Source organism: Psychrobacter sp. C 20.9 (genome assembly GCF_001921765.1).
GTDB lineage: Bacteria > Pseudomonadota > Gammaproteobacteria > Pseudomonadales > Moraxellaceae > Psychrobacter > Psychrobacter piscatorii_B.
Map to the genome: position 1 here is coordinate 1 of NZ_MRYC01000015.1, position 12,939 is coordinate 12,939.

At 43.9% G+C, this 12,939-nt stretch carries 8 protein-coding genes; 6 read left to right on the plus strand and 2 right to left on the minus strand.

Features of this window, described 5'->3' with window-relative positions; all coding sequences use genetic code 11:
• Positions 1–544: 544 nt before the first annotated feature.
• From BTW00_RS10390 to BTW00_RS10410, 5 genes are all read left to right on the plus strand, one after another.
• Positions 545–2,212, plus strand: coding sequence for a TolC family protein (locus tag BTW00_RS10390; RefSeq protein ID WP_075107356.1), 1,668 nt, complete (start codon positions 545–547; stop codon positions 2,210–2,212).
• 166 nt (positions 2,213–2,378) lie between these two features.
• Positions 2,379–3,245: a YihY/virulence factor BrkB family protein gene (locus tag BTW00_RS10395; protein WP_075107357.1), complete on the plus strand. Its 867-nt coding sequence runs from the start codon at positions 2,379–2,381 to the stop codon at positions 3,243–3,245.
• Positions 3,246–3,293: 48 nt separating this feature from the next.
• Complete coding sequence (locus BTW00_RS10400) at positions 3,294–4,493, plus strand: HlyD family secretion protein (RefSeq protein WP_075107358.1); 1,200 nt, start codon at positions 3,294–3,296, stop codon at positions 4,491–4,493.
• 3 nt (positions 4,494–4,496) lie between these two features.
• Positions 4,497–5,807 carry an ABC transporter permease gene (locus tag BTW00_RS10405; protein WP_075107359.1) on the plus strand — a complete coding sequence of 437 codons (1,311 nt, stop codon included), beginning with the start codon at positions 4,497–4,499 and terminating at the stop codon, positions 5,805–5,807.
• Positions 5,807–6,991 (plus strand): ABC transporter permease, encoded by a 1,185-nt coding sequence (locus tag BTW00_RS10410; RefSeq protein ID WP_075107360.1) that lies wholly within the window; start codon positions 5,807–5,809, stop codon positions 6,989–6,991. Before BTW00_RS10405 ends, BTW00_RS10410 begins: the two co-directional genes overlap by 1 nt.
• A gap of 109 nt (positions 6,992–7,100) precedes the next feature.
• Here the strand turns inward: BTW00_RS10410 and sthA are convergent, their stop codons facing one another.
• On the minus strand, positions 7,101–8,750 hold the full coding sequence (gene sthA / locus BTW00_RS10415; protein WP_075107361.1) for a Si-specific NAD(P)(+) transhydrogenase: 1,650 nt from the start codon (positions 8,748–8,750) through the stop codon (positions 7,101–7,103).
• A gap of 158 nt (positions 8,751–8,908) precedes the next feature.
• Positions 8,909–9,805 (minus strand): pyruvate, water dikinase regulatory protein, encoded by an 897-nt coding sequence (locus BTW00_RS10420; RefSeq protein ID WP_075107362.1) that lies wholly within the window; start codon positions 9,803–9,805, stop codon positions 8,909–8,911.
• 596 nt (positions 9,806–10,401) lie between these two features.
• Between BTW00_RS10420 and ppsA the strand changes: the two genes are divergently transcribed.
• On the plus strand, positions 10,402–12,786 hold the full coding sequence (gene ppsA / locus BTW00_RS10425; RefSeq protein WP_075107363.1) for a phosphoenolpyruvate synthase: 2,385 nt from the start codon (positions 10,402–10,404) through the stop codon (positions 12,784–12,786).
• Positions 12,787–12,939: the final 153 nt, after the last annotated feature.

Genomic DNA, 12,939 nt, shown 5'->3' on the forward strand with positions numbered 1-12,939 from the left:
GGGACAGGACTCTTTTTTGCCGCTTCATCGTTAAAAATAAGCGCTTAGAATGACTAAACTTATTATTTTTAACATCGAATCGCCTAAAAAATAGTCGCTGTCAGTGCCATGGTCGAATGTTCAACACGCCCTAATGATAGAAATAACAGCACGTTAATTTAAATTGGTTAACTCTAAGACGTCTTATTCGCTATGATGTTACTTATAAACGAATATTTAAAAAACAGCTCAAACCTCTATCATACCGCTAGGGATGACACAATAGAGAATAGCAGAATACTGAGCATTGACCCGTCACCATTGTGGCTATACAGTGTACGCCTTATTTTGAATGATACATTTTTAGCGCTTTCGTATTAGCACGCACTTTATTAAAAAGCATTCTGATATTTCAGTACAAATACTTTATTTCAGCATCATTTATTCGCTTACTAGCAAATCGTTTATAATAGTATGACCGCTTTATATTCTGAGCGATAAAATCTATTAATGCTGTCCGTTATTTTATAATACCTTACATTCTAATTAATGGCTTATGTGACTTATGAAATTCACTTTATCAGCGCTACCGACTGCTATGATGACAGTTGCACTCATGAGCGGCCCTATAGTGACTTATGCGAGCACGGGCTCAGATAATATAGAATCATCAGATGACATGACACCGGTGACTGTGACAAAAATTGTGGATGCCGATGGTCAGATTAATAATCAGACAGCTCAGACAGCAATGGCACCTAGTCATACATTAGCAGAGACTCATGCTGAGCACAGTGCATTAAACACCCTTATCGATCCAATCACACACAAAGCCGTGGATAATAGCTATCCATTAGAAGTCTCTAGCTTTTTAAGCCTAGAACAAGCGCAAAAGCTTTTGGTTCAAGTCTCGCCCAAAATAGCGTCCAATCAAGCAGCCATCGCTGCCAGCGAATACCAAACTGAGGCCCTCAGAACCATCGACAACCCCCTCGTATTTGCGCGCGTCTCTGCCAGTTCTTACCATCTTGATGAGGATATAGATCTATCGTCTCTTAGAAACGGTATCGTCAACGGAGTAAATAATACCGTCGATAACGCGGTTCCTCCGATTGAAGACCTCCCAGATTTACCAAACTTTGGGGAGTTGGTCGGTGAGCGAATTCCAGACTCTTATAATATTAAGCGCTCAGGATCGACGACGGGCGCAGGTCTTGGTGTGGTCTGGCCTATTTATACAGCTGGACGTACGGACGCATTGACTGGCGCCTCAGATGCACGCACACAAGAAGCAGTTGCCGATAGCATCCTTGATAAAAACGAGCTCTATAATACGTTAATTGAACGGTATTTTAAGGCCCAATTGGCGATCATTGCCGCTTACTTACGTGAGGATGCTTACGATACCTTGCAGCAAACGGATCATATGGCAGAACGCTTGTTTGAAGAAGGCTTTATTTCGCGCGTCGATAGACTAGAAGCACAGTCTGCGCTTGCCGATGCCAAAAGCGAATCCGTCAATGCCAATAACGACGCGCGCTTAGCTATGATTGCGCTACAGCGATTGCTACGTACTGATTATCGTATTAAGCCGACGACGCCATTATTTGTCTCTAGCCGTCCCCTACCGGATGTTAGCTATTTTCAGGATTTGGCACTGAATAATCATCCAGGATTACAAAAGGTCGCCGCCAAACGCGCGCAGGCTCAGCAGTTGCATGCATTATCAGATACTGGCTACAAGCCGACAGTCTTGCTATATGGTTATGGTCAGCTCGAAAAAGACCCAAGCTGGGTCGCTGGTATCTCTGCCAGTTGGAAGCTATGGGGCGGACTGGATAAAACCGCGTCATTGGCATCAAGCAATGCTCAAATACGTCAGGCAGATCTTTCTGAGATTGAAGTCAGCGACAACCTGCTACTGCTGGTAGAAAAAAACTGGCACGATGTTAATAATGCTCAATCACGCTATCAAGCGCTACAAAGTAACGTTGATTTGGCTGCAGAAGTGTTAAGATTGCGCCGCTTAGGATTGCAAGAAGGCGTGAATACCACAGTCGATGTGGTACAAGCACAAACGCAATCGCTCAAAGCACGTACTGAGCAAGCGCAAGCTGCCAACAGTTATGTACAGTCATTGGCCGCACTCATGCAAAGCTGCGGTACGCCGCTTGCTTTTAACGCTTATCTTAATGCCGCTGATATCCAGCTGCCGACTTTGTACACTGAATGATGATTGTATATGAAAGCTTATAAAGTATACGAATAAGCGCTATGTCGTCGTTTCAACTTTTAAGTGTTATAAGGCTAATGAGCGAAGATATATACCAAATCAGCATGACGCTATCAAAAAATAACGCTCAATAAACCATACTATAACTATAGTGAATCACTGTTTTATGAAAAAACCAACGTCCAAATCGATAAATAATTGGCTACAAACTTTGCTACAAACGTGGCCTATTGCGAATACCACTAATGTTTGGGCACATTGCGCCAGTGTCGGATTTTTTGGTTTTTTATCCATCTTTCCAGCAATGGCGGTATTTGTGCTGATTTATGGTCTCGTATTTTCACCCGTTGAGATGCAGGAGCATATCTCCATTTTGCGTCCGTTTATACCTGATACAGTGTACGAAGTCCTCAATTCGCGCCTGAGCGAGTTGGTCTCTAATACCAAATCCACGCTGACATTTAGCCTGATCATATCGACCTTACTTGCCCTTTATGCTGGTTCCAAAGGCATCAAATCTTTAATTGCCCTTGTCAATCTCGCTTTTCATATCACCCAAGAGCGCAGCTTTATACAAGGTACGATTCGAGCAGTGAGCCTGACCTTTGGTGCAGTAGTCGTCTTGATAATAGCGGTGTCTTCTATTGCTATTATCCCTGTAGCAGCGAATTACTTCCCCTTCCCTCAAGTGGCTGAAACGGTTGCACTGTGGGCCAGATGGCCTGTATTGGCGGGTATTATCTTTTTAAGCTTTTTAAGTATCTATAGCCTAGCACCAAATCGCGATGCCGTTGCACTAAAAAAACTGGTTCCAGGAGCAACGCTCGCGACCATTCTTTGGATTATATTGTCCGTACTGTTTTCGATTTATGTGCAAAACTTCAACAACTATAGTGCTGAATTTGGGGCGCTATCAGCGGCGGTGGTCATTATGCTTTGGCTGTATTATTCAGCCTTTATCGTTGCTTTTGGTGCGATTTTTAATTCTGAAGCCATAGACAATGCCAAACCTTATGCTGTTCGAGTGTACTAATCATAAATCCTTTGTTCTCAACTTTGCTGCTTTAGGAATCACACCGTCATGACTGAATTTCCAAACGAATCAGACAACTCAAATAAATCAGTTGATTCAAACGAGTCAGTGACCTCTCAAGATACAAAAGCCTCCGTCGATCCAGTAGAAAATGTATCTAGTGGGTCTGACGTTCCAGAGCAATCTGTACCCGCTTATAGTCGTGGCAACGCAAAAGCTGATAAATCTGCTCGTATGAAAAAGATATTGCTCGTACTGTTTGTATTAGGTGTTCTTGGCGCAATTGCATACGGTTTATATAAAAGCAATCAGCATAATGAACCAGAAGTCATTACCCTCCAAGGGCAAATGCAAATGCAGCAAACCTCTATCGCTGCAAAGGTAGCAGGCCGCATTGCTAACATTATGGTGACAGAAGGTGATACGGTTACGGTGGGTCAACAACTCATTGAGATGGATTCGCCTGAGATTAACGCCAAGATCAACCAAGCACGTGCTGGTAAGCAAATCGCACAAAGTCAATTGGACAAAGCAGAAAACGGGGCACGCCCGCAAGAGATCGCTCAAGCCAAAGCCGCTTGGCAAGCCAATAAAGCCGCGTCTGATTTGGCAGAAAACACCTATCAGCGTGTCAATCGTCTATATGAAGAAGGATTGATGGCACGGCAAAAACGCGATGAGGCTTATGCCCAATACCTAGCCACTCAAGACCAAACTGAAGCCGCACGTTTGCAATATGATTTGGCATTAGAAGGCGCTCGTAGTGAAGACAAATCAGCGGCTACCGCTCAAGTCGCTCAAGTCGATGCCCAGTTAGATGAGGCACTGGCAGCAAAAGAAGAGGCCAATCTAAAGAGCCCTATCGCTGGTGTTGTGGACAATGTCATCGTTAGTGCTGGAGAAGTCATCGGTCAAGGCGTTCCTTTGCTGACGTTGGTGGATACCAATGACCAATGGGTAGTGCTCAATGTCACTGAATCTTATTTAAACCAGTTCGCTATTGGTCAGACATTTACAGGTACTATTCCCGCATTATCATCAGCAGATAAGCCTTATAGCAAGCAATTCACTGTTTATGCGACATCGACCTTATCTGATTTTGCCACTTGGCGACCGACCAACAATGATGATGGCTTTGATGTGCGTACCTTTGAGGTCAAAGCACGACCATCTACGCCCGATACTCGTATTCGCTCAGGAATGAGTGTGGTTGTGCATATTAATCCTATCAATCAGAACCAAGAGTAAGCCATGCACTTGACTAAGTTAAGTGAGGCTTTTTTACGTAGCGCCGCTTATGAGCGCCGTTTTTTAGCCAAAAACCATTGGGACTTAAGCATGGTGGTATGGATACCACTAGCTACAGTGCTGCTGATTTGGTGGATATTTTCACAGACTCAGATCACCGATTTACCCATTGGGGTGATCGATCAGGACAATAGTGCTGTCGCCAATACTACCGTACGTTACTTAGAAGCCAGTCCTACGCTTACGGTTAGACAGCTTTATTATTCACCAGCGGATGCAGAGGCTGCGATCTTGCAACGTGATATTTATGCGGTTGTCATCATTCCTGAAGACTTTTCGCGTAACATTTTATCTAACAAGCCTGCCCCTTTAATCCTACAAGTAAACGCCCAGTACGGTACGCACTCTGGCATTATTCAAACGGCTGTCCAAGCAGTTGCTAGCACCTTATCCGCAGGGGTAGAGATCAAACGATTGGTAAAGCAAGGCGTAGGGCCGTCGCAAGCCATGACTGCTTACTCGCCTATCAGTATCCAGCGTATTAGTTTGTTCAATGCTGCAACCGATTATCAGCAGTTTTTGGCATCGACCGTCATACCTGCACTACTACATATATTAGCGATGGTCGTCGGGGCAACCACCATTGGTCGCGAGCTGCGCGATAAAAATATTGGTCACTGGTATCGCTTTATCAGTACAGGTACACCTGACTTAGCCTTGGCTAAATCCTCTAAAAAAGCAGCTGCGTTAAACACCACACAAGATAGCACCAACAACACTGCACCATCATCAGACTCAAAAATGCCCAATTCGGTGAGTATATCAGTATTGCTATCCGGTCTATTGGGTAAGTATTTTTGGCCAATATTGGCCTATAGCTTATGGTCGGCTTTGGTATTGTGGCTTGTAACGTCGAACCAAAATATAAGCATTGGGTCAATCATCGCAGTATATATCGGCCTATTGTGTTTGATGATACTGTCATTCTGGCTTGGTGCTATTTTTACTTTGAACTCCTTTTCACTGCGTATGGGTTTGTCAACCACTGGTTTTATTTCAGCGCCTTCTTATGCCTTTGCTGGTGTGACCTTTCCTTATATTGCGATTAGTGATAGCGCGCAATACTGGTCAAATGCATTGCCACTGACACATTACCTCAAGCTACATATTGCTCAGTTACAAATGCAAGCGCCTATTGCTATCTCTGTACCTATTGTCTACGGTCTGGCGCTTGCCACTATCATCGCCATGCTACTGACAGCCCTATTGACCAAACGCGCATTGGCGCATCCTGAACGTTGGGGAGCACGCTAATGTCCGCACAATCAAAGCTCAAGCGCAAAGAGCCTCAATCAGCCATCGCTCCAGCATCTCAAACATTTTGGACAAGCTTTATTCAAACGTTCAAAGACGTTTTTGGGGATAAAGGCGTGCTTTTGATGTTGATTATCGCCCCGATTATCTATGGGTTTTTCTATCCTTGGCCCTACTCAACTGAAGTGGTCAACCATGTACCAGTGGGTATTGTTGATCATGACAATAGTAACTTGTCGCGCACGCTCGCCCATTATGCAAGTGCCAGTCCATATCTAGATACTGAGCACTTTATCAATGAACAAGCGGCCAAAGAAGCCATATGGTCCGACCAAATTGCAGGCTATATGGTGATTCCAAGCGGCCTTGAAGAACAAGTCATGTCAGGACAGCAAGCGTATGTTAGCGTCCTCGGCAATGGCGGCTACTTTATTTTAAATAAGAACGTCCAACTGGGATTCTCTAAAGCAGTTGGTACCGTATCAGCGGGGATCAAGGTAAAGAAAAATATCGCGAAAGGCGCTTATGCACCCACCGCAGCACGGAGCGCTCAAGCAGTACCACTACAAATCATGCCACTTTATAATCAAACTGAAGGCTACGGTGCCTACGTCGTACCAGCCGTCTCCGTCATTATCTTACAACAGACACTATTGATGGCGACCGCCATGCTGATTGGCACTTGGTATGAGCAGCGGCGTCATGCTGCGAGTGTACGCGGTTGGCTCGGACGTATCACAGCGCTGAGCACGCTAAGCTTTATCATTGGCTGTTTTTATTATGGTTGGGCGTTTGAGCTACATCATTATCCACGTGGGCAAAATATGCTCGGAACGCTATTGTTTTTAGCACTGTTTTGTCCGACAGTCGCAACGCTCGGCTGTGTACTTGGGCTATGGTTCCGGCAGCGTGAGCGCAGTATGCAGATCTTAATCTTTATCTCCCTACCGATATTCTTCTTAAGCGGCTACCCTTGGCCAGCCGACCAGTTGCCCCAAGTTTTGCAAGTAATACGCTGGATCGTACCAACTACCCCTGCGATCAACACCTCTGTACAGCTTAACCAAATGGGTGCAAGTATCTCTCAAGTCGCCATAGGGTTTTATGCATTGGCTGGCTTGTGGTTGCTCTATTTTGTTTTATTGCTATTTTTACGCAAGTGTATTCCGCAAAAAAAAGCCTAATTATAAATCTTCACATTAATTAAATCTATGAGCATAAAAAAGCGCCTGCTAATATTAGCAGGCGCTTTTTTATACATATGACACTTTCACTTTGAGTCATTTTTAAACATTAAAATACTCGGTTCAAGCCGTTAAGCGCAGCCACACGATACGCTTCTGCCATCGTTGGATAGTTAAAAGTCGTATTGACAAAATACTCAAGCGTATTATTGCTCTTACACTTCATCACTGCTTGACCGATATGAATAATCTCTGAAGCGTGGTTGCCGTAGCAATGAATGCCTAAAATCTCTAACGTATCACGATGGAACAGTATCTTTAATACGCCCGAGCGTTCACCAATGATTTGGGCACGTGCCAGATGTTTGAAGAACGCTTGACCCACTTCATACGGAACTTTCTCATCCGTTAGCTCCTGCTCTGTTTTACCGATACAAGAGATTTCAGGAATGGTATAGATACCAGTTGGGACACTAGATACTGGCTCGGCATCACTATCACCGACCATAAAGGCAGCAGCACAGCGACCTTGATCATAGGCAGCAGAGGCTAATGATGGCCAACCGATGACATCACCAGCAGCATAAATATTGTCGACGTCCGTACAGTAAGTATCATCTACTTTTAACTGACCACGGCTATTTGCTTTTAGCCCAATGGCTTCTAAATTCAGTCCTTCAGTATTACCTGAGCGACCATTTGACCAAAGAATGGCATCTGATTTGATTCTTTTACCGCTTTTTAAATGTAGAACCACATAATCATCATGAGTCTCGAGATGATCAATCTCTTCATTACTACGGATAAGCACACCGAACTGTCTAAAGTCATGCGCGATCGCATCACTGATTTCGCTGTCCAAGTAGTTGAGCAGCTGATCTTGGTTATTGATTAGATCAACCTTGTAGCCAAGACCCGTAAAGATAGACGCATACTCACAGCCAATCACCCCTGCACCATAGATGATGATTTTTTTGACCACATAATCCATTTGCAAGATTTTGTCAGAGTCAAAAACGCGTGGATGTTTAAAGTCTAAAATATCAGGACGGTAAGGACGACTACCGACAGTAATGATGGCCTTATTGAAAGTAATAGTTTCGTAGACATTGTCGTCGACTTCAATGCGCAGCGTATGAGCGTCAATAAAACTTGCCCAACCTTGAATAACTTCGATACGGTTGCGCTCATAAAAACGGGTATGCGTACTGACTTGACGACGGATTACTTGACGCGCCTTAGCCAATACTTCATTTAGCGGAACTTGCTTATACTCCATCGCTTTGGTAAACATCGGGTCGCGACGGAAGTTAATTAAGTTAAATACTGATTGGCGCAATGCTTTACTAGGAATTGTACCGACGTGAGTAGAGTTACCTCCTACTTGATCACGCGGATCGACGACGACCACTCTTTTACCAGATTTGGTCAGCTTCATGGCAGCGGCTTCACCAGCAGGACCTGCACCTAAAACCACCGCATCATACTCATACTCGTGATCGTCACTTTTTAGTCGACGAGAATCTTTGGTAAATCCAGATTTGATATCAATACGAGTGTCATCAAGCGGGTTGATGAGATCAGGGTAATGCATGATATCTTCAGTGACCTGCTCATGAGTCTGCTCGATTTTCTGTTTTGTGTCTTTACCTTCAGTATGCTCAGGATTGGGCGAACGACCATTAGATTTATTCGATACTTCAGTATGGACGTCTTTACCAGTATCATTGGTTGCGTCACTTATATTCTTACTTACCATCATGTCCTCTTTATGTATTGTTTGCTCTATTAATATCTATGTGCACGAGTTAATATTTTTAATATCCAAGCAGCTTAGTAAAGTTGTACTCACCATAAGACATGAATATACTTTTTACAAACTTGATGACGATTACATATTATAAAATTAATAGTCCATTACCCAATGCGGCGTTTAAGACCTGTCATCTGTAATATACGCGTGGCGATTTCTTCAACAGACATCTCTGATACATCCAAACTTGGGATACCGTGCGTAATATAAATCCCTTGTATCGCACGCTGTTCTTGCTGGCATTGCTGATAACTTGAGTAACGACTGCCTGCACGACGCTCTTGGCGTATTTTTACCAAGCGATCGGTATCAATGAGCAAACCAAACAGTTTGTCTTTATGGTCACGCAGCGCTTTTGGTAGTTGATTGTCGTACAAATCATCTTCGGTCAGAGGATAATTGGCGGCGCGAATACCGAATTGTAACGCAAGATATAGTGACGTCGGTGTCTTACCAGAGCGTGACACACCCACCAAGATAATATCTGCTGCATTATAATGACGAGTACGTGCGCCATCATCATTGTCTAAGGCGAAATGGACTGCATCGATACGCTCTTTATATGTCTCAGAATCAACATCATCATGCGCATGACCTGAATGACCATCTGGCTCTACGCCAGTCTCTTCTGCAACGCGGCCAATCAACCCTTCGTACATATCCAAATTACAGCTGTGTGCTGAATTGATTTTTTCACGAATCTCTGGATTGACGATCGTATCAAACACCAACGGCAACGACCCATCACGTTGATACGCCATGTTGATCTGCTCTACGGCATCATCGGCACGCTCTAAGCTATCGACGTATGGCAACACTCTTGTCTCAAAAGGGACCGAGGCAAACTGACTCAAAATAGCGCGTCCGAGGGTCTCAGCCGTAATTGCGGTGCCATCTGAGATAAAAAATGCCGTTCTAATGGCTTGTGAGCTGTCCAAGTTTAGCGCATGACGATTTTGGATAGTGGGCTTGACTTGTTCAGATGGATTGCTTGAGTACATAACGTTGACACCTCGGTTGAAAACTCAATAATGATCTTCATTTCATTTTTAGTATTGATCTAATAGCATTTATCTAACTTTGGCTGCCTTATCTCTTTTAAATGCAGAACGATGGCAGCGCTGCTATTGCATATTTATATAGCCATATGCATCACTTATCTATCCGCTACATTATACGCATATTAGCTTCTTAATAGAAATCAATGTTACAGGCATACACTTAGCACCAACATTGTTTTTCATCTTGTCGTCATAGCCAATCCACCTCTCATCAAGGCGTTTTTTATGGCATTTCCTATATATAAACATAAGATTGAAACATAAATTATAGAAATACTCTAAATATGGCTTATTTGAATACGTCTATTTTATGCAGTAATTGGCTTTTGAAAGCGCATAACATCGTCACTAGCAATGAGATTTTTCATCTGAGTAAATGCGAAACTTGATTAGACTGGCCTTACTCTGTGTAGCAAATCCTACAATTTGTGTATTTTTAACAAGTTTTTTGGTAAAACCCCTCGAATTCCTCCTAATATGGCGGTATAATTCACCGTTATAATCTTTACTAAATAACCTTATTTTCTGGAGTTATCATGGCAGCGCAATCTACAGCACTTGTAATCAATCTTGATCAGCTAGGAAAAGACGACATCGAAATGGTTGGTGGCAAAAATGCCTCACTTGGCGAGATGATCAGCCATCTTTCTGATTTAGGCGTTAGTGTTCCAGGCGGCTTTGCCACCACATCAAACGCATTCAATCGCTTTTTGACAGAAACAGGTTTACTAGAAAAAATCAACAACGAGCTAAACACATTGGATGTCAATGATGTTAATAAGCTTGCGGCGACTGGTAAAAAGATCCGTACTTGGATTATCGAGCAAGAATTGCCAAAAGATCTTGAGCAAGAAGTACGTCAAGCGTTCGAAACCATGAGCGGCGGCGAAGACATCGCTGTTGCTGTACGCTCTTCTGCGACTGCTGAAGATTTGCCAGATGCGTCATTTGCTGGTCAACAAGAAACCTTCTTGAACATTCGCGGTATTGATAACGTCCTAATTGCTATTAAAGAAGTATTTGCCTCGCTATATAACGACCGTGCAATCTCTTACCGTGTACACAAAGGTTTTGAGCACGAAGGCGTGGCATTGTCTGCTGCCGTACAGCGTATGGTACGTTCAGAGACTGGTGCTGCTGGTGTTATGTTCACGCTAGATACCGAAAGTGGTTTTGATCAAGTCGTGTTCATCACGTCAAGCTATGGCCTAGGTGAAATGGTTGTACAGGGCGCGGTTAACCCAGATGAATTCTACATCTCAAAACGTCTGCTAGCCGATGGTAAGCCTGCCGTTATTCGCCGTAACCTAGGCAGCAAGCACAAGAAAATGGTTTATGGTGATGAAGGCAGCACCGCAAAATCAGTGAAAACGGTCGATGTTGAAAAACAAGATCGCATGCAGTTCTCTTTGACTACTGAAGAGCTGACCTCTCTTGCCAAGCAAGCGGTCACGATCGAGCAGCATTATGGCCACGCGATGGATATCGAATGGGCAAAAGACGGTGACAGCGGTGAAATCTTTATCGTTCAAGCACGTCCTGAAACCGTTAAGAGCCGTCAAGACAGCAATGTCATGGAGCGTTATGTCATCGACACGACTGGCGCAAAAGTATTGTGTGAAGGTCGTTCAATCGGTCAGCGTATCGGTTCAGGTAAAGTCCGTATCGTTACTCACCTAAACGAGATGGACAAAGTAGAAGAAGGCGATGTTCTTGTATCAGACATGACTGATCCGGATTGGGAGCCAGTTATGAAGCGCGCTTCTGCTATCATCACCAACCGTGGTGGTCGTACCTGTCACGCAGCGATTATCGCGCGTGAGCTAGGTGTGCCAGCCATCGTTGGTTGTGGTAACGCCACTGAGCTATTGGTTGACGGTCAAGACGTGACGGTTTCTTGTGCTGAAGGTGATACTGGCTTTATTTATGAAGGTCAGATTGATTTTGAAGTACAGACCAACTCTGTTGAATCTATGCCAGAGCTTGCATTCAAAGTCATGATGAACGTGGGTAACCCAGATCGCGCTTTCTCATTTACCCAAATGCCAAACGAAGGTATCGGTCTTGCGCGTTTAGAGTTCATCATCAACCGTATGATTGGTGTGCATCCAAAAGCGCTACTAAATATGAACAGCTTGCCACGTGAAATCGCCCAAGCGATCAATGAGCGTATCGCCGGTTATGCCTCACCAGTCGATTTCTATGTGGATAAATTGGTCGAAGGTATCTCAACCCTAGCCGTTGCCTTTATGGATCAGCCAGTTATCGTGCGTATGTCTGATTTTAAATCAAACGAATATGCCAACTTGCTCGGCGGTAAATTATACGAGCCATCAGAAGAAAACCCAATGCTAGGTTTCCGCGGTGCCAGTCGCTATGTGTCTGACAACTTCCGTGACTGCTTCGAGCTTGAGTGTAAAGCACTAAAACGCGTCCGTGATGAGATGGGCTTGACCAACGTTGAGATTATGATTCCATTCGTTCGTACCGTTGGCGAAGCAAAAGAGGTCATCGAGCTACTCGCGAAAAACGGTCTAAAACGTGGCGAAAATGGTCTGCGCGTCATCATGATGTGTGAGCTACCAACCAACGCGCTATTAGCAGAAGATTTCCTAGAGCACTTCGATGGTTTCTCAATCGGTTCAAACGACTTGACTCAGTTAACGCTAGGTCTTGACCGTGACTCAGGTATCGTCTCACATCTATTTGATGAGCGTGATCCTGCGGTTAAGAAGCTATTATCTATGGCGATTGAAGCTTGTAACAAAGCAGGCAAATACATTGGTATTTGCGGTCAAGGTCCATCAGATCATCCAGATCTTGCTTTTTGGCTCATGGAACAAGGCATCAACTCAGTGTCACTAAACCCTGACTCAGTGTTAGATACTTGGTTCTTCTTAGCTGGCGAAGAAACGAAATAAGACGTAACGATACGTCACAGCGTTAATTGACAGAGTCATTTAATATACTAACATTAGGGTCTATTTGATTTTTTCAAATAGACCCTAATATAATGTATTAGCGAAAGTGGCTTGAAAAAGTGACTTAAGATATGACTAACTATGTAGGCAATT

Coding starts and splice junctions, on each gene's coding strand:
- BTW00_RS10390 (WP_075107356.1), top strand. CDS start 545: ATGAAATTCACTTTATCAGCGCTACCGACTGCTATGATGACAGTTGCA.
- BTW00_RS10395 (WP_075107357.1), top strand. CDS start 2,379: ATGAAAAAACCAACGTCCAAATCGATAAATAATTGGCTACAAACTTTG.
- BTW00_RS10400 (WP_075107358.1), top strand. CDS start 3,294: ATGACTGAATTTCCAAACGAATCAGACAACTCAAATAAATCAGTTGAT.
- BTW00_RS10405 (WP_075107359.1), top strand. CDS start 4,497: ATGCACTTGACTAAGTTAAGTGAGGCTTTTTTACGTAGCGCCGCTTAT.
- BTW00_RS10410 (WP_075107360.1), top strand. CDS start 5,807: ATGTCCGCACAATCAAAGCTCAAGCGCAAAGAGCCTCAATCAGCCATC.
- sthA (WP_075107361.1), bottom strand. CDS start 8,750: ATGGTAAGTAAGAATATAAGTGACGCAACCAATGATACTGGTAAAGAC.
- BTW00_RS10420 (WP_075107362.1), bottom strand. CDS start 9,805: ATGTACTCAAGCAATCCATCTGAACAAGTCAAGCCCACTATCCAAAAT.
- ppsA (WP_075107363.1), top strand. CDS start 10,402: ATGGCAGCGCAATCTACAGCACTTGTAATCAATCTTGATCAGCTAGGA.